General features: G+C 58.0%; 18 protein-coding genes and 5 tRNA genes. 12 read left to right on the top strand and 11 right to left on the bottom strand.

The genetic code is table 11. The features are described from left to right. Window positions 1–96 precede the first annotated feature (96 nt). On the bottom strand, window positions 97–2,127 hold the full coding sequence (locus MTP41_RS01830) for an FAD-binding protein (protein ID WP_249236059.1): 2,031 nt from the start codon (window positions 2,125–2,127) through the stop codon (window positions 97–99). A gap of 173 nt (window positions 2,128–2,300) precedes the next feature. Here MTP41_RS01830 and MTP41_RS01825 point away from each other — a divergent pair, with 173 nt between their 5' ends. Next, window positions 2,301–3,224, top strand: a complete 924-nt coding sequence (locus MTP41_RS01825) for a LysR family transcriptional regulator (RefSeq protein ID WP_097777582.1) — start codon at window positions 2,301–2,303, stop codon at window positions 3,222–3,224. A gap of 85 nt (window positions 3,225–3,309) precedes the next feature. On the opposite strand, the gene MTP41_RS01820 is transcribed toward MTP41_RS01825, so the two are convergent. From MTP41_RS01820 to MTP41_RS01810, 3 genes are read right to left on the bottom strand one after another with little or no spacing between them, the layout of a single operon-like run. Continuing rightward, entirely contained in the window at window positions 3,310–5,121 is a 1,812-nt protein-coding gene (locus MTP41_RS01820) for an ABC transporter ATP-binding protein (RefSeq protein ID WP_249236058.1), read from the bottom strand. A 1-nt stretch (window position 5,122) separates the two neighbouring features. Then, a complete protein-coding gene (locus tag MTP41_RS01815) occupies window positions 5,123–7,429 on the bottom strand; it encodes an ABC transporter ATP-binding protein (protein WP_249236057.1) in 2,307 nt (768 codons plus the stop codon). After that, window positions 7,426–7,932, bottom strand: coding sequence for a MarR family winged helix-turn-helix transcriptional regulator (locus tag MTP41_RS01810; protein ID WP_194173936.1), 507 nt, complete (start codon window positions 7,930–7,932; stop codon window positions 7,426–7,428). The genes MTP41_RS01815 and MTP41_RS01810 overlap by 4 nt, the downstream gene beginning before the upstream one ends. A 202-nt stretch (window positions 7,933–8,134) precedes the next feature. Here MTP41_RS01810 and MTP41_RS01805 point away from each other — a divergent pair, with 202 nt between their 5' ends. Together MTP41_RS01805 and MTP41_RS01800 are read left to right on the top strand one after the other, a co-directional pair. Continuing rightward, entirely contained in the window at window positions 8,135–9,118 is a 984-nt protein-coding gene (locus MTP41_RS01805; protein WP_249236056.1) for a Na/Pi cotransporter family protein, read from the top strand. Window positions 9,119–9,198: 80 nt separating this feature from the next. Further along, window positions 9,199–9,855 (top strand): sortase, encoded by a 657-nt coding sequence (locus MTP41_RS01800; RefSeq protein ID WP_249236055.1) that lies wholly within the window; start codon window positions 9,199–9,201, stop codon window positions 9,853–9,855. A gap of 82 nt (window positions 9,856–9,937) precedes the next feature. On the opposite strand, the gene gltA is transcribed toward MTP41_RS01800, so the two are convergent. Then, a complete protein-coding gene (gene gltA / locus MTP41_RS01795) occupies window positions 9,938–11,332 on the bottom strand; it encodes an NADPH-dependent glutamate synthase (RefSeq protein WP_249236054.1) in 1,395 nt (464 codons plus the stop codon). Between the two features lies 1 nt (window position 11,333). Continuing rightward, window positions 11,334–12,176 (bottom strand): sulfide/dihydroorotate dehydrogenase-like FAD/NAD-binding protein, encoded by an 843-nt coding sequence (locus MTP41_RS01790; RefSeq protein ID WP_044954207.1) that lies wholly within the window; start codon window positions 12,174–12,176, stop codon window positions 11,334–11,336. 341 nt (window positions 12,177–12,517) lie between these two features. Here MTP41_RS01790 and MTP41_RS01785 point away from each other — a divergent pair. From MTP41_RS01785 to MTP41_RS01765, 5 genes are all read left to right on the top strand, one after another. Continuing rightward, window positions 12,518–12,593, top strand: a tRNA-Gly gene (locus MTP41_RS01785). A gap of 6 nt (window positions 12,594–12,599) precedes the next feature. Continuing rightward, window positions 12,600–12,675 (top strand) — tRNA-Val (locus MTP41_RS01780). Window positions 12,676–12,678: 3 nt separating this feature from the next. After that, a tRNA-Asp gene (locus MTP41_RS01775) sits at window positions 12,679–12,752 on the top strand. A 164-nt stretch (window positions 12,753–12,916) separates the two neighbouring features. Beyond that, window positions 12,917–12,992 (top strand) — tRNA-Phe (locus MTP41_RS01770). A 30-nt stretch (window positions 12,993–13,022) separates the two neighbouring features. Next, window positions 13,023–13,098 (top strand) — tRNA-Gly (locus tag MTP41_RS01765). 192 nt (window positions 13,099–13,290) lie between these two features. Here MTP41_RS01765 and MTP41_RS01760 read toward each other — a convergent pair. After that, window positions 13,291–14,280 carry a nucleoid-associated protein gene (locus tag MTP41_RS01760; RefSeq protein WP_249236053.1) on the bottom strand — a complete coding sequence of 330 codons (990 nt, stop codon included), beginning with the start codon at window positions 14,278–14,280 and terminating at the stop codon, window positions 13,291–13,293. Between the two features lie 143 nt (window positions 14,281–14,423). On the opposite strand from MTP41_RS01760, the gene MTP41_RS01755 reads away from it, so the two are divergent. Further along, window positions 14,424–14,801, top strand: a complete 378-nt coding sequence (locus MTP41_RS01755; protein ID WP_097777588.1) for a PH domain-containing protein — start codon at window positions 14,424–14,426, stop codon at window positions 14,799–14,801. Between the two features lie 91 nt (window positions 14,802–14,892). On the opposite strand, the gene MTP41_RS01750 is transcribed toward MTP41_RS01755, so the two are convergent. After that, window positions 14,893–16,056 carry an MFS transporter gene (locus MTP41_RS01750; protein WP_249236052.1) on the bottom strand — a complete coding sequence of 388 codons (1,164 nt, stop codon included), beginning with the start codon at window positions 16,054–16,056 and terminating at the stop codon, window positions 14,893–14,895. 170 nt (window positions 16,057–16,226) lie between these two features. Here MTP41_RS01750 and MTP41_RS01745 point away from each other — a divergent pair, with 170 nt between their 5' ends. Together MTP41_RS01745 and MTP41_RS01740 are read left to right on the top strand one after the other, a co-directional pair. After that, window positions 16,227–17,216 (top strand): helix-turn-helix transcriptional regulator, encoded by a 990-nt coding sequence (locus MTP41_RS01745; RefSeq protein ID WP_249236051.1) that lies wholly within the window; start codon window positions 16,227–16,229, stop codon window positions 17,214–17,216. Between the two features lie 18 nt (window positions 17,217–17,234). After that, complete coding sequence (locus MTP41_RS01740; protein WP_249236050.1) at window positions 17,235–18,554, top strand: MATE family efflux transporter; 1,320 nt, start codon at window positions 17,235–17,237, stop codon at window positions 18,552–18,554. 143 nt (window positions 18,555–18,697) lie between these two features. Here MTP41_RS01740 and MTP41_RS01735 read toward each other — a convergent pair whose 3' ends face one another. The 3 genes from MTP41_RS01735 to MTP41_RS01725 all read right to left on the bottom strand — a co-directional run bounded on the left by MTP41_RS01735 (window position 18,698) and on the right by MTP41_RS01725 (window position 22,511). Then, on the bottom strand, window positions 18,698–20,224 hold the full coding sequence (locus MTP41_RS01735) for a DUF6056 family protein (RefSeq protein ID WP_249236049.1): 1,527 nt from the start codon (window positions 20,222–20,224) through the stop codon (window positions 18,698–18,700). Between the two features lie 133 nt (window positions 20,225–20,357). Next, window positions 20,358–21,446, bottom strand: coding sequence for a sugar kinase (locus MTP41_RS01730; RefSeq protein ID WP_249236048.1), 1,089 nt, complete (start codon window positions 21,444–21,446; stop codon window positions 20,358–20,360). 144 nt (window positions 21,447–21,590) lie between these two features. Next, complete coding sequence (locus MTP41_RS01725) at window positions 21,591–22,511, bottom strand: radical SAM protein (RefSeq protein WP_154255656.1); 921 nt, start codon at window positions 22,509–22,511, stop codon at window positions 21,591–21,593. A 155-nt stretch (window positions 22,512–22,666) separates the two neighbouring features. Here MTP41_RS01725 and MTP41_RS01720 point away from each other — a divergent pair, with 155 nt between their 5' ends. Further along, complete coding sequence (locus MTP41_RS01720; RefSeq protein WP_097777594.1) at window positions 22,667–24,685, top strand: fructose-1,6-bisphosphatase; 2,019 nt, start codon at window positions 22,667–22,669, stop codon at window positions 24,683–24,685. Window positions 24,686–24,734 lie beyond the last annotated feature (49 nt).

Genomic DNA, 24,734 nt, shown 5'->3' with positions numbered 1-24,734 from the left:
TGGCAAAGAGAGGCGGCCCCAAACAGGGACCGCCTCTCTTCATGAAGAAAGAAGAAATGGAAAAACGCTTAAGTTGTGCCGGAAAACCGCGCTGGATCAGGCGTTATCCAGACCGGCCATCTGCTTGACGGCCTTCATGGCGAAGGTCAGGGTGCGGCCCATGGCCACACCAGCCATCAGGCAGGGGTAGTTGTTGGCAAAGAAGCTGCCGGACATATCACCGGTGATATACAGGCCCTCCATGGGCTGGTTGTTGTTGTCCAGCGCCTGACCCTTTTCGTTGATGGCAATGCCCTGCTCGGTGGTCAGCAGAGAGGCACCCAGCCAGCAGCCATAGAAGGGCGCAGTGCGGATGGCACTCAGGCGGTAAGCAGGCTTGCCGAAATCCTCATCGTTCTGTTTATCGTACAGCTCATTGTAACGTTCCACGGTAGCAAGGAAGGTGTCCTTGGCAGCACCGGTAAAGCCCATCTTGTCAGCCAGCTCGTCCAGCGTATCGCACTTGAACAATGCTCCGGCCTCAATAGCCTCGTCCATCTTACCCTGAATGTACTTCTCGCCGCCGTTGCGGGTCTGGGCAGAGCAGCCGATGGTGTGGAAACGTTTTGCGTCCTCCAGAATGTTGGCATCGCAGATCTGTGCGTAGACGCGGCCCGGCTGGTGGGCAGCAGCGTAGACGATATCGTTGTAGGGGCAGCTCTCGTTGGCAAAGCGCTCGCCGTTGCGGTTCACCTTCAGGAAGGGCTGGGTACCGGGGTTGTACTGGCGGATCTTGCCGGGGAAGGCCTTGCCGCCAAAGGCGGAGTCACTGTCCACGTAGCCTGCATCCACGCCGGGAGCCACGATGCCGCGGTCAAACAGCATGGGAGCAGCTTCCTTGTCCAGATTGGCACCGGCCCACACGGCAGCGCGGATGCCGTAGCCCTTGTCGGCAGGAGAGTAGGAGCAGGCGGTGGTGACGCTGGTGCCCAGCGGGTCCAGCTGTTCCATCATGTAGGGGTTGCCGGGGAAGCCGCCGCAGGCCAGCAGAACGCCCTTGTTGGCGTTGTAGCGGATGAAGTGGTCATCCTCGGTGCTCTGGGCGATGATGCCGGTAATGCGGCCCTCGCTGTTCTTTTCCAGCTTGGCCAGACTGGTCTTGAAGTCTACATCGTAGCCCAGCTCCTGAATGTACTGCAGCAGCAGCTCATTACGAGCCAGACCAGACTCGCGTTCGCTTGCCATGTAGTTGTGCTCCTGCACAGGGAAGAGGTAGTCGGTGTTGTGCTCCGCGTTCTCTGCGGGCCATGCAGCCTCGCTGCCAGAGGTGAAATCGCACACCCAGCCGTACTTGTCTTCCAGAATGCTGCGCATGAAATCGTGCATAGCGGCAGACTCGTTGATCCAGGTCTTGACGACGCGCTGGTCGCACTTGCCGGAGGCATAGCGGGAGATCTCGCTCAGCAGCTTGGCGCGGTCGGCGGGCTGCTCACCGGCGGCCTTGGCAGCAGCGGAGTCGATCGCGCCGTACCAGTGGCGGGTGTCCTGTACGTTGGCATTCTGCTCAATGACACGGAAGTTTAAGCCATTCTTGGCAGCATAGGCGGCAGCAAACATACCGCCGTTGCCTGCACCCACAATGAGAATGTCGGTGTCTACGGTCTCGGTGATGGCAGCCTCGTCGATATCGGGTTCTTTGCCCAGCCAGTCGTTTGTGTCGCCTGTGGGCAGCTGCACGCTGGACACCACAGCCTCACCCTTTGCCTGTGCATAGCAGCTCTTGGCAGCCTTCATCACAGCATCGGAGGTGATGGTAGAGCCGGAAACGCCGTCGATTTCGGCAGAACCGGCAGAAAGCAGCTGCTCACGCAGCTCATCGGCAGCGGCAGCGCCGAAGGAAGCGGTCTCACCGGAGGTGTCCACCACCACGTCGGTGACAGCACTGTCGGAGAAGGTCATGGTGACCTTGACGGTGGAGGAGATGCCCTCGGCAGTGCCCTCGTAGGTGCCGGGGATGTACTGACCGGCAGCACCGGAGGCAGTGGAGCTGGAGGCGGAATTGCAGGCAGCCAGTGCGCCGGCAGTGACACCGCTCATGGCGGCGGCAGCAGCGATCTTCAGAAAGCCTTTGCGGGAGATCTTGTTCATAGGGATGCTCTCTTTCTTTTTGTTCTTTGTTGTGTTCCTTCTTATCGTGCAGCAGGGTAAAAACTACTTTGCTGAATCTTTAACAATTGTATCGTAGAGCGGCACACTTTACAATTCAAATTTGTTATATTATAATTTAGAAAACCCTAATGTGAGAAGGTGAGGACGCACAGATGAACCAGAGTGCACTGGAAGGATTTGTGAAGATCGTAGAGATGGACAGCTTTTCGGCAGCGGCAGAGGCGCTGTATCTTTCGCAGTCGGCACTTTCGCAGCAGATCCGCACATTGGAAGGACAGCTGCAATTTGAACTGTTTCAGCATGTGCCGCGTCGGGTGATCCTTACCCCGGCAGGCCGGGACTTTTACCCCAAGGCAAAGCAGTTGACGGCCCTGTATCAGGAGGCAGTGCGCCATGCCCGTGCGGTGCAGCAGCAGGCAAACCCACCGGAAAGGCATCTGCAGATCGCCGGTTGTCACGAGGCGATGCGGATGTTCGTGTATGATGTGTTTTCCCTCACCAGTGACCTGTGCCTGCAATACACGCCCATTCTGGGGAAGTGCGCCAACCGCAGCGAAATCTGGCGCAGCCTGAAAAAAGGGGAGATGGATCTTTCCTTTCAGCTGGAAAGTGCAGAGTTCTACGCGCAGGGGCTTACCTTTGTGCCGCTGTTCTATGTGCCGGAGCTTTGCATCCCCATCCACCCGCCTGCCGATATGCCGGTGGGCAGGCTGACCTTGGAGCAGGCGCTGCAATACCGCTGGCTGCCCATCAAGGAGATGTACCAGACTGTCTATGAGACAAGTCTGCTGCAGGAGGGGATGGAACGCGGGGTGGAGTTTACGCCGGTGGGCGGCATCCGCAGTGCGCCTTATGGGGACCCGGCGCTCAAGATGGTCCCGGCGGTCTATTACCGCAGACCGGATCTCAGCTTTGTGCGGGTGCTGGACTGGGGCAGGGGACACCGCTTTGGCATCGTGCTGGGGCAAAAACGCGAAGATCCGGTGGTAATGGCCTATGCCCGCGCGTTGCAGCAGCAGCTGCCGTCCTTCTCGGAAAAGCTGTTCGGCCTGAAGCTGGAAGCGATTCAGGAATAAAAAAGAAACACCGCCCGGCGGTTCTCAGTTCGGAGAACTGCCGGGCGGTGTTGATAAGGGAATCATTCAAAAAGGGAAAAGTTCTTTACTCCACCACGTCCTCGAACTGGCTGTTGTACAGGTCGGCGTAGAAGCCGCCTGCTTCGATCAGCTGGTCGTGGGTGCCCTGCTCCACAATGTCGCCATCTCGCATCACAAGGATGAGGTCGGCATCCCGGATGGTGGAAAGACGGTGTGCGATCACAAAGCTGGTGCGGCCCTCCATCAGGCGGTCCATGGCGGTTTGGATGCGCTGCTCGGTACGGGTATCCACGCTGCTGGTGGCCTCGTCCAAAATTAGGATGCGGTTATCTGCCAGAATGGTGCGGGCGATGGTGAGCAGCTGCTTCTGGCCCTGACTCACGTTGGAAGCGTCTTCGTTCAGCTCCATCTGGTAGCCGCCGGGCAGGGTGCGGATGAAGTGGTCGGCGTTGGCAGCCTTGGCGGCGGCGATCACTTCTTCGTCGGTAGCATCCAGACGGCCATAGCGGATGTTCTCCATGATGGTGCCCTTGAACAGCCATGTGTCCTGCAGCACCATGCCGAAGCCCTCGCGCAGGGCGCTGCGGTCAAAGTCACGCACATCGTGGCCATTCAGGGTGATGGAACCGGAATCAACATCATAGAAGCGCATGAGCAGCTTGACCATGGTAGTTTTGCCCGCGCCGGTAGGGCCGACGATAGCCACCTTCTGGCCGGGCTTGACCTCACAGCTGAAATCGTGGATGACGGTCTTTTCGGGCGTATAGCCGAAGCGGACATGGCTGAATGTCACCTGACCGTTGATGCAGCCGGGGTCGGCCCGGCGGGCCGGGTCTGCCTGCTGATCCTCTTCCGGCTCGTTCAGAAACTCGAACACCCGCTCAGCGGCAGCGGCCATGCTCTGCAGCATGTTGGACACCTGAGAAAGCTGCTGGATGGGCTGGGTGAAGTTCTTGACGTACTGGATGAAGGCCTGAATGTCACCGATGGTAATGGTGCCGTTTGCCGCAAAAATGCTGCCCACGATGGCCACCGCCACGTAGCCCAGATTGCCCACAAAGTTCATAATGGGCATCATCAGGCCGGAGAGAAACTGGCTCTTCCATGCGGATTCGTACAGCTTATCGTTGGCGGCGTTGAAGTCGTTCAGCACCACGGCCTCGCGGTTGAAGGCTTTGACCACGTTGTGGCCGGAGTAGACTTCTTCCACCTGACCGTTCACAACGCCCAGAATGGCCTGCTGTGCCTTGAAGTATTTCTGGCTGAACTTGACCACGATGAGCACCAGCGCCAGCGAGACCGGCAGGATCAGTAGGGCGATCAGGGTCATCTTCGGGCTGATGGACAGCATCATGACCAGCACGCCGATCATGGTGGTCACACTAGTGATGAGCTGGGTGATGCTCTGGTTCAGGCTCTGGCCCAGCGTGTCCACATCGTTGGTGATGCGGGACAGCACCTCGCCCACGGTGCGCTTTTCAAAGTAGGCAAGGGGCAGGCGGTTGATCTTTTCGCTGATCTGCTTGCGGAAGTCGTAGCAGACTTTCTGGGAAAGGCCGGTCATGAGCCAGCCCTGAATAAAGCTGAAGGCGCTGCTCAGCAGGTACATGCCCAGCAAAAACAGCAGGATGCGGCCGATATACACAAAGTCGATGCTGCCGGTGCCGCGCAGCTTGGCGATCCAGCCGGTGGCAAGAGCCGTGGTGGCCTTTGCCAGCACCTTAGGGCCTGCAATATTGAAGATGGTAGAAAGAATGGCAAATACAATGGCGGTAACGAGCGAAAGGCGGTAGCGGCCAAGGGTGCGCACAAGCTGCAGCAGGGTGCCCTTGAAGTCCTTGGCGCGTTCGGTCGTCATGCGTCCGGGTCTTGGCATATCACTCACCCTCCTTTTCGGTATTCAGAGATTTGAGGTCCAGCTCCTTCTGGCTCAGCTGGCTGCGGGCGATCTCCTGATACTCCGGGCAGGAAGCCATCAGCTGGGCATGGGTGCCCTTGCCCACCAGGCGGCCTTCGTCCAGCACCAGGATCTGGTTTGCGTGCAGCACAGTGGAGATGCGCTGTGCCACAATGATAACGGTAGCGTTATCGGTCTGGGCTTTCAGTGCACGGCGCAGGGCAACATCGGTCTTAAAGTCGAGGGCAGAAAAGCTGTCGTCGAACAGATAAATTTTGGGGTCCTTGGCAATGGCGCGTGCAATGGAAAGGCGCTGCTTCTGGCCGCCGGACACATTGGAGCCGCCCTGTGCAATGGGGCTTTGGTAGCCCTGCGGTTTTGCGTCGATGAACTCGGTGGCCTGCGCAATGGCAGCGGCCTTTTTCACATCGGCATCGGTGATGTGCTCCCCGCCGAACTTCAGGTTCGAGTCGATGGTGCCGCTGAACAGCACGCCCTTCTGGGGTACATAGCCCAGCAGGTCGTGCAGCTGTGCCTGCGGCATATTGCGCACATCGATGCCGTCCACGGTCACGCTGCCGCCGGTGACATCATAAAAGCGGGGGATGAGGTCGAGCAGGGTGGATTTGCCGCAGCCGGTAGAGCCGATGATGGCGGTGGTCTCGCCGGGCTTTGCGGTAAAGCTGATGTGCTCCAGCGCATCGCTGTCCGCACCCGGGAAGCGGAAGCTCACATCGTGGAACTCTACCTCACCCTGCCAGTTTTCGTGCTCCTGCGCGGGCTTTGCAGCAGCTTCGTCCGGGTCGTTGATGGTGGCTTTGGTGCGGATCACCTCGTCGATGCGCTCCGCAGCCACACCGGCGCGGGGCAGCATGACGGCCACCATGGCCAGCATCAGGAAGGACATGACGATCTGCATGGTGTAGGTGATGAATGCAATCATCTCGCCCACCTGCATGGTGCCGTTGTCCATGGCCTTGCCGCCGAACCAGACGATCAGCAGGCTGGTGCCGTTCATGATGAGGGTCATAAAGGGCATCATGGCAACCATGGCATGGTTGGTGAACAGCTGGGTGCTCATCAGGTCTTTGTTGGCCTTGTCGAAGCGCTCCTCCTCAAACTTTTCACGGCTGAAGGCACGCACCGGCATGATGCCGGTCAGAATCTCGCGGCTGACGAGGTTCAACCGGTCCACCAGCTTCTGCATGATCTTGAACTTGGGCATGGCCACACTCATCAGGAAGAGGATGAGCAGCAGCAGAACGGCCACATCCAGCACGATGATCCAGGAAAGGCCGGTGCTGCTGTTCAGCACATGCAGCACGCCGCCAATGCCCAGAATGGGCGCATAGGCCACCATGCGCAGCAGCATGACGCAGACGAACTGCACCTGCTGGATGTCGTTGGTGGTGCGGGTGATGAGAGATGCGGTGGAAAAATTCTCAATCTCTGCATTGGAGAACCCGATGACGCTGGCAAAGGTCTCACGGCGCAGGTCGCGGCCAATGGCGGCGGACACACGGGAGGCGAGGAAGCCCACCGCAATGGACACAGCCACCATCAGCAAAGTCAGGCCCAGCATCTGGCCGCCTACGCGGTAAAGGTAGCGCATCTGCACATCGTGGGCAATGCCCTGTGCCTCGTATTCCAGCTGCACCAGCAGCATGGACTGGCTTTTGAGGTTCTCCATCAGGGTATCATCCAGACTGGCAAAAGCACCGGCCAGCTGCTGTTGGACAGCTTCGCGGGTGAAGCCGGGCATCTGGCTCATAGCGGCAAACTGGGCGCATACGGTGTCCAGATCTTCGGCAGTGGGGGTGACGGTCTCGCTATCCGTGGTGGTGCTCTCAGAGGATGCCGCCTGCATGTCAGCAAGGCCGGTCATGCCCATGGTGTCCTGCCCGGCGGGGGCGCTCGCTGCCTGCGCGGCGGCCATATACAGCACGATGTCCGGCGTGGTGACGGCATCCTCCAGCGCGGTGCGCTCGTCATCGGTCAGGTCGGTGCGCAGCTTCAGCACGCCGTCGTCCTGAAGATAATACCCGTAGGCGTTCTGGAGCGCATCAGCGTCCTCTTCGCTCATCAAAAGCGTGAGGGCATCCAGCGTGCTCTGGCGTATCGTTTCCGGCAGGGGGCTTTCAATGCCGCCCTGCTGGATGCCGGTGTCCACGATCCTGCTGGTGTAGTCCGGCAGCGAAAGATCGCAGTACGCCTGCACGAACAGCAGCGCGAACACCACAAGACAGACGGCCCAGTGCCGGGCCAGCTGCTTGAAAATTTTCGTCATAGTTCGGTTCTCCCTTCGTTGTTTTTTGCTTCACGGGAAGCGTTTTCCGCAAGGATGGCATCCATCAGTGCGCCGCGCAAAGTATTCATCTGCTGCACCTGCTCCGGTGTCAGCCGGGCCATCACGCAGGCAAAATAATCGCTGAGGGCATCTTCACACCGGGCACAGGCGGCGTAGCCCTCCGGCGTGATGCGCACCAGCGTTTTGCGCCGGTCAGCCGGGTCCGCTTCGCGCAGAACAAGGCCGTCCTGTTCCAGCTGGCGCAGGCTGCGACTGATGGCTGGCAGCGGCTGGTGTGCCTCCCGGGCAAAATCGGAAACATACACCGCTCCGTTCTGCCCATGGGTACTGATCGTGTGAGCCAGACCCTCCAGCATGGGAAAGTGGCACTTGGGACAGCCCCGCAGAGCCGCCTTCATGCCGGCCCGGGATGCCTTGCTCAGCCGTCCGAAAAAATGGCACAGGCCGTGAAAGCTCGCGGCGGCTTCGGTCTCGTTCAACATTTTATCCCTCCTCATTGCAAAATGCTTAACAGCTGTTAACTATTAACGCCTGACAATAATATTCCTCCCGCACCCAGAATGCAAGGGCAGTTTAGGATAATTTTAAAAAAGTTCACAAAAAGGGGAGGGCGGCAGAAAGCCTGAACCGCCCGGCAGCTGCATAAATAGAATAAGAAATGTTTCTGCGGGAGGGGCGGCGGCAGTGGAACAGAACCTGACAAGAATTTTTACACTTTTTGGCGGCTTGGCACTGTTTTTATACGGCATGGATGCGCTCAGCCACAGTCTGGAAACAGCGGCAGGCAGCCGCCTGAAAAGCCTGCTGGCCGCTGTGACCGGCAGCCCGGTGCGGGGCGTGCTGGCGGGGGCTGCGGTCACGGCGGTGCTGCAAAGCAGTTCGGCAGTCACGGTGATGGTGCTGGGCTTTGTAAGTGCGGGCCTGCTGACCCTGCGGCAGGCGGTCCCGGTGATCTTTGGCTGCAACATCGGAACCACCATTACCGCACAGCTGCTGGCCTTCCGGCTGGAAGATGTGCGCGGCCTTGTGCTGCTGGCCGGGCTGCTGCTCTGCTTTGCCTGTGCAGGGCAGAAGGCCCGGGCCATTGGCCGGGCGGTGTTCGCCTTTGGCCTGCTGTTCGAGGGCATTGCCGATATGGGCACTGCCATGGAACCGCTGGCGCAAAGCCCGGTGTTTGTGCACTGGCTGGGTCGGGTGCGGCAGCACCCATGGCTGGGGCTGCTGGCGGGGCTTGGCATGACCCTGACAGTGCAGAGCAGCTCGGCTACCATTGCCCTGCTGCAGAACTTTGCAGCCCGCCCCGGGCTGGACGGCAGCAGTCTGTTGGGTCTTGCGGGTGCGCTGCCGGTGCTGTTGGGCGATAACATCGGCACCACCATCACGGCAGTGCTGGCATCCTTGAGCGCAAGCCGGGACGCAAAGCGGGTGGCTGTGGCCCATGCAGTGTTCAATCTGACCGGCGCGGCGGTGTTCTGCGCCGGTCTGCCGTTGTATGTGCGGCTGACGGCTGCACTTTCGCCCAAAGGGCCGGAGCTTGCCGTGATCGCCCGGCAGATCGCTAATGCGCACACCTTGTTCAATGTGGTGTGCACGCTGGTGTGGCTGCCGCTGACCCCGCTGATGGTGCGGTTTGTGTGCCGCCTTGTGCCGGACCGGGCAGTGCGGTAAGTTTTTACTGGACAAACATACCAATTGCGCATATACTGAAAGGGATGAAACCTACCGCGAAACAAAAAGGAAACATTGCTATGCGACAGAAAATCGGAAGAGTGTGTATGGTGCTGGGCGCGCTGCTGATCCTTGCGGCAGCAGCCCTGCTGGCCTATAACAAGTGGGATGCATCCCGTGCAGACAAGGCCTCGCAGGAGGTGCTGGGCGAGCTGGAGCAGACCCTGAACGCTTCCATTGAGGAAAAGGCAAAATCGGATACCGTGGCGCTGCAGCCGGAGCTGGACCCCACGCAGGAAATGACCGTGACCGAACTGAACGGCTGGGATTACATCGGCTATCTGTCCATTCCATCCATCGGGCTGGAACTGCCGGTGATGAGCCAGTGGAGCTATGCGGGCCTGAAAATCGCACCGGGCCGTTACTCCGGTTCCACCTATGCGGATAACATGGTGGTCTGCGCCCACAACTATGCAAAGCATTTCAGCCCCATCAAGTGGCTGACCGAGGGCGCGCAGGTCTATTTTACGGATATGGACGGTATGCGCTGGACCTACGAGGTCTCCTATGTGGAAAACCTGCAGCCCACGCAAATTGAGGAAATGACCGAAAAGACGGAGGAGTCCGATGAATGGGATCTGACCCTCTTTACCTGCACCACCGGCGGCAGCGCCCGGTGCGCTGTGCGGTGCGTGCGGACGGGCTACCCGGCGCTCACAACGGAGACCGCAGAATAAGATGCAAAAAATCCCCTGTGCACTGGCACAGGGGATTTTTCATATCCGGTATTCAGTGGGCGGTGCCCACCTTCACAGGGGATTACTTGCTCTGAATGTACTCGTCAATGGCCTTTGCAGCAGCCTTGCCTGCACCCATGGCCTTGATGACGGTGGCCGCGCCGGTCACGGCATCGCCGCCGGCGTACACACCATCGCGGCTGGTTTTGCCGTCGTCGCCGTCGGTAACGATGCAGCCGTGCTTGTTGGTTTCCAGACCCGGGGTGGTGGAGCGGATCAGCGGGTTGGGGCTGGTGCCCAGACTCATAATGACCGTGTCCACATCCAGCTCGAACTCGCTGCCCTTCTTTTCGATGGGGCGGCGGCGGCCGGAAGCATCCGGCTCGCCCAGCTCCATCTCAATGCAGGTGATGGACTTGACAAAGCCCTCGTCGTTGGCGTGGATCTCCACAGGGTTGCACAGGGTCTTGAAGATGATGCCCTCTTCCTCGGCGTGCTCCACCTCTTCCTTACGGGCGGGCAGCTCAGCCATGCCGCGGCGGTAGACGATGTACACGGTCTCGGCACCCAGACGCAGGGCGCTGCGGGCAGCGTCCATAGCCACGTTGCCGCCGCCCACAACGGCGACCTTTTTGCCGGTGCGGATGGGGGTCTTGCTGGTGGGCAGATAAGCCTTCATCAGGTTGGAGCGGGTCAGGAATTCGTTGGCAGAGTAGACGCCCTTCAGGCTCTCGCCGGGGATGCCCATGAAGCGGGGCAGACCGGCACCGGAGCCTACGAACACGGCCTCGTAGCCGTACTCGTCCATCAGCTCGTCGATGGTGAGCACCTTGCCAATGACCATATTGCACTCAAAATCAACGCCCATCTTCTTCAGGCCGTCGATCTCCTGCTGCACGATGGCCTTGGGCAGACGGAACTCAGGGATGCCGTACATCAGCACGCCGCCGGCCACATGCAGGGCCTCGTAAACGGTGACCTTGTAGCCAAGCTTTGCCAGATCGCCTGCGGCGGTCAGGCCGGCAGGGCCTGCGCCGATAATGGCCACCTTGTGGCCGTTCCATTCGGGCACGACGGGGGCGGTGTGCACATTCTCACGGTGCCAGTCGGCAACAAAGCGCTCCAGGCGGCCGATGCCCACCGGCTCGTTCTTGATGCCGCGGGTGCACTTGCCCTCGCACTGGCTCTCCTGCGGGCATACACGGCCGCAGACAGCGGGCAGGGAAGAGGAACGGTTGATCACCTGATAAGCGGCTTCAAAGTCGCCCTCGGCCACATGGCCGATGAACTCGGGGATATCGATGCCCACAGGGCAGCCGGTCTGGCAGGGTTTGTTCTTGCAGTGCACGCAGCGCTTTGCTTCGTTCACGGCCATTTCTTCGGTGTAGCCAAGTGCAACTTCCTTAAAGTTCTTGTTGCGTACATTGGGGTCCTGCGTGGGCATGGGGCACTTCTTCGGGTCCATATTGAAAGCCATCTTATTTTACCTCCTGATTGAGCAGATTGCATGCCGCTTCACGGGCGTGTGCCTCAAACGGGCGGTACATGGTGCCGCGGGCCATTGCCTCATCAAAATCCACCAGATCGCCGTCAAAGTCGGGGCCGTCCACGCAGGCGAACTTGGTCTCGCCGCCAACGGTCAGGCGGCAGCCGCCGCACATGCCGGTGCCGTCGATCATGATGGGGTTCATGGAAACGATGCTCTTCAGGCCATGCTTCTGGCAGGTCTTGACCACGAACTTCATCATGATCAGCGGGCCGATGGTGATGACCAGATCGTACTGGTTGCCGGCGGCCACCAGCTCGTCCAGTGCAGCGGTAACAACACCCTTGGTGCCATAGCTGCCGTCGTCGGTCATAATGCGCAGCTCGTCGCTGCAGGCTTTGAACTCGTCCTCAAGGATCAGCAGGTCCTTATTGCGGAAGCCCACCACGCTGTGCACCACACAGCCCTGCTCGTGCAGCTCACGGGCAATGGGCAGAGCGATGGCGCAGCCTACGCCGCCGCCCACGACACATACCTTCTTCAGGCCTTCCACCTCGGTGGCGCGGCCCAGCGGGCCTACAAAGTCGTGGACACTCTGGCCCACCTGCAGGCTGTTCAGTTCCATCGTGGTACCGCCCACGATCTGAAAAATGATATCCACAGTGCCCTTTTCGCGGTCGTAACCGGCCACGGTCAGGGGGATGCGCTCGCTGTCCTCAAACGGGCGCACAATGATAAACTGGCCCGGCTTTGCCTTTTTGGCGATCAGCGGGGCTTCAATGACCATCTTCGTCACGGTGGGATTCAGCGCGACTTTTTCAGTGATCTTATACATTGTGTTTGCTCCTTTATGCTGGCTTTTCCTATTTCTGCGCACGAAAACGCGCCTGTATGCCCTCGGCGGCATAACAGACGCAGCTCTTACAGGCGACAAAATGACACTCTCCATTATAATAGTTTACAAAAGGGAAAGCAAATCAATTTTCTTCGTGTATGTCCTGGCAAACTTGAATGATGACACAGGTGAAGCCCGCAAAAGTGAAGCCTTTTGAACACAGACAGGTGGGTTTCCAACTTTTTTGCAGAAAATGCAAATTTGTGGTTGACAATTGCCGGGCGGTACGGTATAATAATCAGCGTCGCCGGTAAACAGCCCGGCACAGACACATGGAATGTGCGGCCGTAGCTCATCTGGTAGAGCGCCACCTTGCCAAGGTGGAGGTAGCGAGTTCGAGCCTCGTCGGCCGCTCCATTTTGTGGAAGTTTAGCTCAGCTGGGAGAGCATCTGCCTTACAAGCAGAGGGTCAGCGGTTCGAGCCCGTTAACTTCCACCATTTGGCCCGGTAGCTCAGTTGGTTAGAGCACCAGCCTGTCACGCTGGGGGTCGTCGGTTCGAGCCCGATCCGGGTCGCTTCGTCGGAATGTCAGTCGTTTGTCTGGCAGTCTTACAAGTAAGACCGCCGTAACAAACTCTGAAATTCCTCCTCTTCCCCACAAAACTTTGCTTCGCAAATTTTTGCGGGGGCCCCGCTTGAAATACGAGTGGGAGGGTGCAGGGATAATTGCACCGCTTATGCCTCTGTAGCTCAGTCGGTAGAGCAGGGGACTGAAAATCCCCGTGTCATTGGTTCGATTCCGATCGGAGGCACCAGCTAAGGAAATCCAGCAGGGTTTCCAATGTGCGGCCGTAGCTCATCTGGTAGAGCGCCACCTTGCCAAGGTGGAGGTAGCGAGTTCGAGCCTCGTCGGCCGCTCCAATACGAAGCCATCGTTGATGCAGAAATGCAAAAACGATGGCTTTTTTGTTGTTTCCCGTTACGGCTCCTTCCTGTGAAAAAAGAAAAGCCGGAAAATCCGCAGATTTTTCGGCTTTTGCAAATATGAAAATAATGATTCCGCTGATATTGTCGGAGCGCAATCCGTGCGCGGAGACAATTTTAAATCGTTTCTTACAGGATCACATTTTTAATGAGCAGCGAAATGCTGCCGTCGTCGCTGTGCAGAAATTCCACCTCGTTGTCCGAGTTGAGCAGTTCGGTGGGAATCTTCACCTCAATGCCGTTGGCGGTGTGGATGCTGCGGCTCTCCATGCGGCGGATGCGCGCAGGGGTCACGGTCACGGGCTGTTCAGGCGCTTCCAGCACATCACTCTTTTCCACATAATCATCAAAGGGCACGGCGGCAAGGGGATATTCCTCTTCCAACTGCTGACGCACCTGCTGGATGGATACCTGATTGTCGTTGTCTGCGGCTTGATTGGCAATCAGCATCGCGATCTGAGCCTCTACGTGGGGCTGATCTGCGTAGTTTTCCTGCACGGCCTGCACGGCGGCTTCCTGAATGGCCTGCAGCTTTTTCTTTTCCGGCTGGGCGGTGGTGTACTGGAACACTACCGTGGAAAGGTAAAAATCCTTGTGGCCGTCGATGTCGAACTTTTTTTCCAGCAGCTTCATGGAGTAGTCGGTCAGATTGACAAGGGCACCTTCCTCCACCTTGCCGCTCTGGCTGGGCAGGCAGGCCCGCTGCTGGATGATGGAGTTCACCGGGGCACCCTCCACATTCTCGGTGTAGTGGGTGTAGCCGTTTTTGTAGTTCAACTTCAGGATGCCCAGCCACGGCTCACCATCGCGGGTAAAATCCACCACGGCAAGGTCTGCCCCCGGAATGGTGGTGTGCGCGTGCATGTAGTCGAACAGAACGCCCGCGATGCGGCAGGAGAGGTCCACAAAATCGTGGTTGTGCTCCAGCTCGTTTTTAAAGGCGGAATCCGGCAGCGGGCGGCACTGGCGGATATCGTCGCTGGCAAGCAGCTTTTCGATGTGGTACTGGAAATAGGCGGTCTTTTCGGCGGTCATTTCCATGCCGCTGCCGCTGAGTACAGGCGCATCCATGGTGGTGTCCAGCACGTGCAGAATGGCCTGATGAATGATGATCTCCATGGGAGTTACCTCGTTTTTATAAGAATCTCTTTGGCATACAGTATAGCACAGCCCGGCCCAAAAGGCGAGAGCACATCTTGTAAACCGCCTGCAGGAATGCTACAATAAGGGCAGAAAACCACGCAGGAAAGGGGACAAAAAACATGGAATTCCGTGATAAGCCAATGGAAAACCTCATCCGCCTTCAGGAAAAGGACATCTGCAAAAATGCCCGCGCGCTGCTGCTGGACGGTGAGAGCATCGTGGGGGCCTACAAGACGGTGCGCGATCAGGTGATCTTTACCACCCACCGCATCATCATGGTGGATATGCAGGGCGTTACCGGAACCCGGCAGCAGATCTTTGTGCTGCCGTACCGCAAGGTGCTGCACTTCGGGATCCAGACGGCAGGCTTTGGCGACCCGGTGCAGGCATCGCAGCTGACCGTCTGCTTTGCGGACGGACACGAGGCAAAGTTTGGCTTTATCGGCCAGCAGGAACTGTTTGCGGTCGCCAACGCCATCAGCCGGTGCATCCTGTAAATAACTCCTTTAAAACAGCAGGCTCCCCGCCCGAGACCGGACAGGGAGCCTTTTGCTGTATATGAAATAGGAGAATAGGAGAATGGCAGAATTAGCAGCGGCTTGTTTTGCGCACCAGCTGTTCGTGCATGAATACCATGAGCACCAGCAGTGCCAGCAGGTAAAAAGGGAACAGTGCCGGAGTGATGTTGTTTGCCAGCAGGCCGAACAGCGGCGGCATGGCCAGATTGCCCAAATAGGCGCTTGCCATCTGGATGCCGATGACCGCCTGCGATCTGTCCGCACCGAAGTGTTCCGGCGTGGAGTGGATGATGCTGGGATAGATGGGCGCACAGCCAAGCCCCACAAGAACAAGACCGCTCAGGGCAAGGATCTGCGGTCCGGGCAGCAGCAGAGCCAGCACCCCTGCGGCCAGAATGCACTGACCCATGCGGATCATCTGCGTATCGTTGAATTTCAGGGTCAAAAAGCCGCAGGCGGCGCGCCCGGCAGTGATGCCGATGTAGAACAGGCTGGCAAAGCTGGCGGCAGTGCCGGCGGCAACGCCTTTCGTCAGTGTGAGGTAGCTGCTGGCCCACAGACCGGCCGTGGTCTCCAATGCACAGTAGCAGAAGAAGCACAGCATCACCTCTCTGGCACCCGGCAGGCAGAATACCTGTCCAAGGCTCAGCGCCTGCGGCGAAGCAGCTTCGGCTTCAGTGCCTGCAGTACGGCCCTGCCATAGCGGCAAACTGAAAAAGAGCACTGCGCTCAGCAGGATCTGGAACAGGGCAATGTACCGGTAGCCGGATGTCCACGGCCCGCCGCCTGCCAGCACCCGGCCCATGACCATGGGGCTGATCATGGTGCCGATGCCCCACATGCAGTGCAGCCAGCTCATGTGGCGGCTTTTATAATGTAAGGCAACATAGTTGTTCAGGGCCGCGTCCACGCTGCCTGCACCCAGCCCATAGGGCACGGCCCACAGGCAGAGCATCCAGAACTGTGTGGAGATCGAAAAGCCGAACAGCGCGGCAGCTGTCATGGCCACACTGAGGACGGTCACTTTTCCAGTGCCCAGCGCACGGGTGAGCCGGTCGCTGTTCAGGCTGGAAACGATGGTGCCAAAGGAGATGATCATGGAGATCAGCCCCGCATAGGACACCGGCACACCGAGCGCCGGATACATGGAGGGCCACGCCGACCCCAGCAGGGAATCCGGCAGGCCCAGACTGATGAACGAGATGTAAATGATCGGAAGCAGAAGCTGTACCATAAACCTTGAGTTCCTCCGGGAAGGGTGTTATACTTGCAATGCATCTTGTGCTTTGCTGATGTAATAATATCACACATCGGAGCGGAATATTAGGATAAAAACGCCCGATTGGTACAACAAAACCGGCGCGGATGCGGATGTGCACCTTGACGGAAAGGAGATGGCTGATCGTGGCATTTCAGACCAGCTGTGCAGCAGCGGGCGGGCTCAACTGCCCGCCGGATATTGTGGCGGATAGCGAGGGCAGGGAGCTGGTGCAGCACGGCAGCGCACTGTTTCCCATTGCCTGCTATGAAGAAGACCTCAAAAGCTATTCGGTAGCATGGCACTGGCATGAAGAGTTTGAATACATCCTTGCCGTAAAAGGCCCGCTGGCGGTGGACGTGAACAAAGCCCGTCTGATTTTGCAGACCGGGCAGGGCGTATTTGTCAATTCCGGAGTGTTCCATGCGGTGGAGCAGGCTGAGACCGGGGATGCTCTGCTGCATTCCGGGGTATTCCATCCGCGCCTGATCGGCGGCATGGATACCATCTTCTGGCAAAAGCTCGTACACCCGCTGCTTCAGCCGGGAGCACCGGCGTTCTTTCTGCTGAACGAGGCAGACGACGGGCAGAAGGCCGTGCTCTGCCATTTGCGGAAAGTCTGGGACGCAGTGGCCCAAGAGGTCTTTGACTATGAGAATCAGGCGCGGTACCATCTTTCGGCGGCGGTGCATCTGCTGGGAATGCAGTGCGAGGGTGGAAAAACAAAGGTCTCTCAGCAGGAGCAGATCGCGGCCCAGCGCATGAAACAGATGCTGCGTTTTGTGGAAGAGCATTATGCTGAGGAACTGAACGTGGAGCGCATTTCCGACTGCGTGGCCCTGAGTGAGAGCGCCTGCCTGCGCAGCTTCCGGCAGCTGCTGGGGATCACACCCATCCAGTATGTCAAGCAGTACCGCATTGAAAAGGCCGCCGAGCTGCTGCTTTCCACCAGCATGAAGATCGGCGAGATCGGTGCCGACTGCGGCTTTTCGGATACCAGCTACTTTACAAAGACCTTCCGGGAGATCAAGCACTGCACGCCCAGAGAGTACCGTCAGAAGTTTGCAGGAAGAGAGCAGTCTCTTTCAAGGCGGGACGGCGGCAGAGCCAGTGCACCGGCTGAAACAGCGTTATAAAAAGGAGAATCGGAAACAATGCAGCATAGTTTGACCAAAGGCCCCATCACCGGCAGCATTTTGCTGTTTGCTCTGCCGCTGATGCTGGGCAATCTGCTGCAGCAGATGTACAACATTGCGGATACATGGGTAGTGGGCCGCTTTCTCGGCGCAGACGCGCTGGCGGCAGTGGGCTCGTCCTATACCCTCATGACCTTCCTCACCTCTATTTTGCTGGGCCTGTGCATGGGCAGCGGTGCGGCCATTTCCATGCAGTATGGCAGCGGCGAGCAGGACCGGATGCGGCAGAGCGTGTTCCTTTCGTTCGTCCTCATTGCAGGCATCTCGCTGGTGCTGAACGTGCTGGTGTATCTGGGACTGGACGGAATCCTGTGGGTGCTGCGGGTGCCGGAGGAGCTGCGCCCACTGATGAAGGAATACCTGCTCATCATCTTTTTGGGCATTACGGCTACTTTTTTGTATAACTACTTTGCAAACCTGCTGCGCGCCATTGGCAACTCGGTGGTGCCGCTGCTGTTTCTGGCGGTTTCGGCGGTGCTGAACGTCATTCTGGACCTTGTGTGCGTGCTGGTGCTGAACTGGGGAGTGAAGGGCGCGGCGGGCGCAACAGTGTTCTCGCAGTTCGTGTCCGGCATTGGCATCGGGTTGTACACTCTCAAAAAATTCCCGCAGTTGTGCCCCAAAAAGGCCGACTGCCGCTGGGACAAAAAGAATCTGGATATCATCCTCAATCTGTCCGTCATGACCAGTGTCCAGCAGTCCATCATGAACTTTGGCATCCTGATGGTGCAAGGTCTTGTGAACAGCTTTGGCACCGTGATCATGGCGGCGTTTGCGGCGGCGGTCAAGATCGATTCCTTTGCCTACATGCCGGTGCAGGACTTCGGCAATGCGTTTTCCACCTATGTGGCCCAGAACTACGGCGCGGGCCAGACCGACCGCATCAAAAAGGGCATCCGCAGTGCGGGCCTGTGCAGCGCAGTGTTCTGCGTGTGCATCAGTGTGCTGGTGTGCGCCTTTGCTTCGCCGCTCATGAGCATCTTCATCGACCCGGGCGAAGGGGCTATTATTGCCGCCGGTGTGCACTACCTGCGTATTGAGGGCGCGTGCTACATTGGCATCGGCATTCTGTTTTTGCTGTACGGCTATTACCGCGCCGTCAACCAGCCGCAGATGTCGGTGGTGCTCACCATTGCATCGCTGGGCACCCGCGTGGCGCTGGCCTATCTGCTTTCGGCCACGCCGCTGGGCGTTACCGGCATCTGGCTCAGCGTGCCCATTGGCTGGGCGCTGGCAGATGCCATTGGCATTGGATACTATTTAAAAAAGAAGCGCTAAAAAAGCAAATAGCACAAAAACAGGAACCCGGAACCTTCTTGAGCCGCTTGGCTCGGAACAGGTTCCGGGTTCCTACTTTTGCACGATGCTAGCGCATTTTTATTTTGCAACAGCCCCTTTTTTGCTCTGTGAGAAAGCAGGCATCAGCCTGCAGCGTCCAGAACGACCTTTTTATGATTGAAGTATTCCGCCAGAGCTTCGTTCTGCCAGTATTCACCGTCATCTTCGGATGCGGCAAGAAGATCATCCTCAAACGGCGGGCAGGGCGGCAGAAGCCCCGGAAGAACACAGACATCAGAAGGTGTCAGAAGAAGCTCCAGACGTTCCTGATAAGCCTGTTCATGCCGGTCTGCAGAGCCATCGACAATGGCAGTGATTGCCTTGCCGGAGGTAAGCCGCTGGAGAGAGGGCAGAGGATCCTCCGGTCCCACCAGACCGACGGCCAGCATGAGGATGCCTGCCAGAAAGAAAGCTGCCCGGTGGGATGGTACAGCAAGAAAAGCGGGCAGCCCTGATGGCTCGGAACGGGTGTGTTTGAACCAGTTGATCCAGTAATAGAGGATTGCAAAAATGCACCAGTAGGAGCTGTAGCAGTAAATGTTGATCTGACGCCCGGAGCCGATGTAGCCCATAGCATACAGCGGCGGGGTGTACTGCGAAGCGTAAAGGCCAAAGATCAGAGTACTTGCCAGCACCGGATGCTGGAACGGAAGGATGCGGCGATCCGGCAGGCAGTAGAAAAACACCCCGGCGATCGCAAACAGGACGATCTGAGGTAGATTGACCCAGCTCATCACCCAGATAACAGCGTTGGACAGAGAAAGAAGAATGGCCAGCACGGGGGAAATGGATGCCTCGCGGGCAGCCCGGACAGCGTTTCCGGGCGCAAGAACGCTGATTGCAAAGGAAACCAGCAGGATCAGAAGAATCACAGCAAGGCGGAACCGGCCGGGCTTTTTGAAAAATAACCATGCGGCGCAGAGAACAGAGGCGATGAAGCTGGTGGTCAGGGCGGTGCTGTAATTTCCGCCGCCGATCAGAACCGCAAGCAATGCACAGCACCCAGTCAGCACCGGATGCACTTTTTTGCCGGCGTCCAGCAGCAGGGTACCGATCCCGGCAAAAAAGAGAAGCGAAAACGAATAAAAGACCGCATAATAGGAAGCGCCGTTGAACCAGTAAAACGCCTGCGCCTGATTGGTCACCATCTGAACTGAGAGCAGAAGCGTCAGCGCGGAGAGGATCACGGCCTGACTGCTTTTTCCGCCCAGAAGCCTGCAATAGACAAAATGCATCAGGACGAAGGTGGAAAGGCTCAGGCAGCCGATAATGATGAATGGGGTGAGAAAATAGGCAGACTCTGAAAAAGCCCCCGGCTGTAATGCAAATAGAAAAATTGCTGAAAACGTCCCCTGCCAAGTGAAATAGTAGTCGCGCACCGTTTCCGCTGCAGCGGACAGAATCTCCGGGATCCCGCCGCCGGAAACAACAGCCCGATGCACAAGCAGTCCGTATGTAAAATCGTCTGCCAGAGGGTGACAGTAAGATGAAAACAGGAAAATCGGGATCAATGAGATCAGATAGAGAAGAACGGCCAGAAAGGCGATCCTGGATGGCATCAGTGCGGCACCGAACCTCCGGTGCAGGCGCTGGAAACGGGTCGAATGCATGAAAAACCTCCTGAAATAAAGTACAAAATGACATACCTGTAGTATAACAGAAAAAACCGGCAGGAAAAGTGTTTGCCCACAAAAAAATCTGGTCTCCTGCACAAAAGCAGGAAACCAGACCGGGAAAAAGCGATTACCGCTTGATATCGTAGTTCATGTTCATCAGGTTGCGGATAGTGCTCACATCATCGGTGATGTTGGCATCGCCGTGGATGGTGTGCTTGATGGCACTGCTTGCCACCGCAAAGTTGATCATATCCATGGCTCTGTAGTTGTGCAGCATGGCGTAGATCAGGCCGCTGGCAAAGGCATCACCGCCGCCCACGCGGTCAAGGATATTAAAGGTGAACAGCTTGCTCTCGAAGGTGTGGCCGTCGTACCACATGAAGGCCTTCAGGCTGTTCTCGCTGCCGCTGTGCGCATAACGCACATGGCGGGCAATGCACTTGAGGTTGGGATACCGCTCGATGAAGTGCTGGAAAATCTCGTCCTGCTGCTCATAGCTGGGCTGCAGAGGAACGCCGTCCTTCCAGTCGCCCTTGGAGTGGTCGCTCTCATCCTTCCACAGGTGGTACGGCTCAATGCCAAGCAGCACATCCACATAGGGCAGGCACTCGGTGCAGAAATCGCGGGCTTCTTCCCAGCTCCACAGGGTGGAGCGGAAATTGCCGTCGAAGCTGACGGTCAGGCCCTTGTTTTTGGCGACCTTGAGCATATCCAGAATGAGGGCACGGCAGTTGGGTGCCAGTGCCGGGGTGATGCCGCTCAGGTGCAGCCAGTCGTAGCCGTCCAGCAAAGCATCCAGATCCACCTGCGAGAAATCGTACTCAGTAATGGCACTGTGCTTGCGGTCGTAGATGACCTTGGACGGGCGGATGCCGTAGCCGGTCTCCAGATAATAAGTACCCAGACGGTTGGAAGGAGTCTCGTTCGGCTCGGTCAGGATCATAGGGGTGCAGTGCACGTCGTTGGAACGCAGCCAGCGCACGGCGCTCTTGCCCAGACTGTTGTTGGGCACCACGCTGAAGAAGGTACTGTCCACACCAAGGTTAGCCAGTGCCAGTGCAATGTTGGCCTCGCTGCCGCCGTAGCTGGCCTCAAAGCCGGATGCCATACGGATCTTCTCGTAGTTCGGCGGGGTCAGGCGCAGCATGATCTCACCGCAGGTGATGAATTTCTGGCCGGGGGTATCGTTGCCAAGGATCGGGTTGAAATGTTCCATAACGCTCCTCCTGATATTTACAGCTCATCAGAGTTCTGTTAACACATCGTTGTATCCATTATAATCCGGCCCGGATGGGATTGCAAGCACTTCCGCAGGGATGCAAGAGAAAATAATCAGCCTTTTTTGGGAGATTTGACGAATTCATACCCCTGTCAAATCGAAAGAAGGCGTATACTCTTCCTTTGCGCTGCTCTTCTGCTGCATGTAGCCCTGCGCCAGTCCCTTGTCCATGGCATAGTTGACCACCCGGCGGTATTCATAGGTGGTAATGCGCCGTCCGATGCCGTGCTCTGCGGCTTTGTAAAACGGTGTGTACTGGCTCATGACGCTGGGGATGAAGCATCCGGGGTCTGCATCGTTCCACGCGGCCATCTGGTCAAGCACCGCAAAGCTGTCGTCAACATGGCCGGGCAGGGCAAGGTGCCGCAGAATGACCCCCTTTTGCAGGATGCCCTCTGCATTGAACACCGGGTGCCCGGCCTGTGCCATCATGGCTTCAATGGCGGGCTTTGCCTGCGCAAAATAGTCCGGTGCAGAGGAAAGCTCTGCCGAGAGGGCGGAGGAGACGTATTTCAGGTCGGCCAGCCAGATGTCGATGTATCCGCGCCATGCTTCCACGCTTTCCACCGTTTCGTAGCCGCCGGTGTTGCATACGATGGGCAGATGCAGGCCCTTAGCCCGGGCAATATCCAGCGCGGCAATGATCCAGGGCCGCCACTGGCCGGGCGTGACCAGATTGATGTTGTTGGCACCCTGCTCCTGCAGATTCAGGAAAATCTCTGCCAGATGTTCCACGCTGATCTCCTTGCCAAGGCCCTCGGCGCTGATGGGATAGTTCTGGCAGAAGCAGCATTTGAGGGTGCAGCCGGAAAAGAACACCGTGCCGCTGCCCTTTGTGCCGCTGATGCATGGCTCCTCCCAGTAGTGCAGGGCAGCGCGGGCTGCTTTTAAGGTGCCGCCCGCGCCGCAGAAACCGGTGCGCCCGGCAGCACGGTCGGCCCCACACCGGCGCGGGCAGAGGGTGCAGGAAGAGGGAACGGAGACGAAATCGCTTTTCGGCATAATATCCAAAGTCCTTTGCTGAAAGTTTGTCAGCCCCAGTATACCACTTTTCGCCCCGGACGTGCTATACTATAAGATAAGGAAAAAATAATACATATGGAAAGCAACATCTTTGCAAGGTCCGTGTGGCGGACTGCGGCAGAGAGAACGTTGTGATGGAGGAGACCATGCGCACCGAAACCGATGAGATCCGCGATAATCTCAAGTACCTGACCCTGCTCTCGCGGGATTATCCTTCGCAGGCGGCGGCAGCCAGCGAGATCATCAGCACGCAGGCACTGCTCAAGCTGCCCAAGGGTACCGAGCACTTCATGAGCGACCTGCACGGCGAGAATGAAGCTTTTGTGCATATTCTGAATTCCGCCTCCGGTGTCATTCGCGAAAAAGTGGATCAGGTGCTGGGCGATACCGTGCCGAAGCATACCCGCGCCGAGCTGGCAACGCTGATCTATTACCCCAACGAAAAGCTGCCCCAGCTCAAGGCACGCTGTACTAGCGAGGAAGCACTGGATCAGTGGTACACCGAAACGCTGCTGAGGCTCATTGATATCTGCCGTCTGGTGTCCTCCAAGCATACCCGCGACCATGTGCGCAGATGCCTGCCTGCCAGCTGCGGCTACATTCTGGACGAGCTGCTCCACGCCCATTTTGAGGATCATGACAAGGATCTGTACTACGGCCAGATCGTGGGCAGCATCATTGAAAATGGCCGCGCCGACCGCTTTATCGTGCGGCTGTGCGAGCTGATCAAGCATCTGGCAGTGGACAAGCTGCACATCGTGGGCGACCTGTTCGACCGCGGCCCACGCCCGGATATCATCCTCGATCTGCTCATGCGCCACCACAATGTGGATATCCAGTGGGGCAACCACGATGTAGTATGGATGGGTGCCGCTGCGGGCAGCCCCATCTGCATCTGCACGGTGCTCAAGACCACGCTGGCTTATCATAACCACGGAATGCTGGAGGACTGCTACGGCATCAACCTGCGCCATCTGCAGCGCATGGCCGAGCAGTTCTACGGCAATGATGATCTTTCCATCTGGATGCCTCATACCGATGCGGCCCGCGGCCCCTACACCAGGGGAATGCTGCACCGCTGTGCCGTGATGCACAAGGCCATCAGCATTCTGATGTTCAAGCTGGAGTGCCATGTCATCGACCGCAACCCGGACTTCCAGATGCAGGAGCGAGATTATCTGCGCCGCATCGACTGGGAAAAGCACACGGTAAAGATCGGCGAAAAGGAGTATCCTCTGCGGGATACCTCGTTCCCCACGGTGGACCCCGCCGACCCGGCCGCACTGCACCCGGATGAACAGCTGGTGCTGCGCAAGCTGGTGCAGTCCTTCCGCCAGAGCGAAAAACTGCAGCAGCATGTGGAATTTCTCTATGCAAAGGGCAGCGTGTACCACATTGAGAACGGCAACCTGCTCTACCATGGCGCTGTGCCCATGACCAGCCGCGGCACCTTTGCCATGGAGCGCTTTGAGGGCCACCGCTACTCCGGCCGCGCACTGATGGACTACTGTGATGCCCGCGCCCGCCGGGGCTACTATGCACCGGAAGGCAGCGCTGCCCGCCAGAGCGGACAGGATTTTTTGTGGTATCTGTGGTGCGGCAAGCTTTCGCCGCTGTTTGGCCGCAGTGCCATGACCACCTTCGAGCGGCTCTATGTAGAGGACGCTTCCACCCACACCGAGGTGAAGGACCCCTATTATACATGGTATAACGATGAGGCCGTCTGCCGCCGCATTCTGGCCGAGTTTGGCCTGCCCGGTGCCAGCCACATCGTCAACGGCCACGTGCCGGTGCGGGAAAAGAACGGCGAAAGCCCCATCAAGGGCGGCGGACGGCTGGTGGTGATCGACGGCGGTTTCTGCCGTGCCTACCACGAAAAGACCGGCATTGCGGGCTACACGCTGGTGTATTCCAGCCGCACCATGTCCCTGCGCACCCATCAGCCCTTTGAAAGTGCTGAGAAAGCGGTGAAGGATAATCTGGATATCATTTCCCAGAAAAACATTCTGGAGACCGAAAATCATCGCATTCTCGTGGAGGACACCGACGAGGGCGAGGTGCTGCGGGAGCGTGTGCACGACCTCAAGCAGCTGGTGGCTGCCTACCAGCTGGGCTGGATCACTGAGACTCGGTGCGAAGACCACATCTGGTAAAGAAAGCGCAACAGCAATGGATCTGTTTTTTGTAAAATACCTGAAAAAG

The organism is Faecalibacterium sp. I4-3-84, assembly GCF_023347255.1.
GTDB classification, from domain to species: domain Bacteria; phylum Bacillota; class Clostridia; order Oscillospirales; family Ruminococcaceae; genus Faecalibacterium; species Faecalibacterium taiwanense.
The sequence above is the reverse complement of the archived record's forward strand: the minus strand, read 5'-3'. Positions and strand labels throughout refer to the sequence as shown.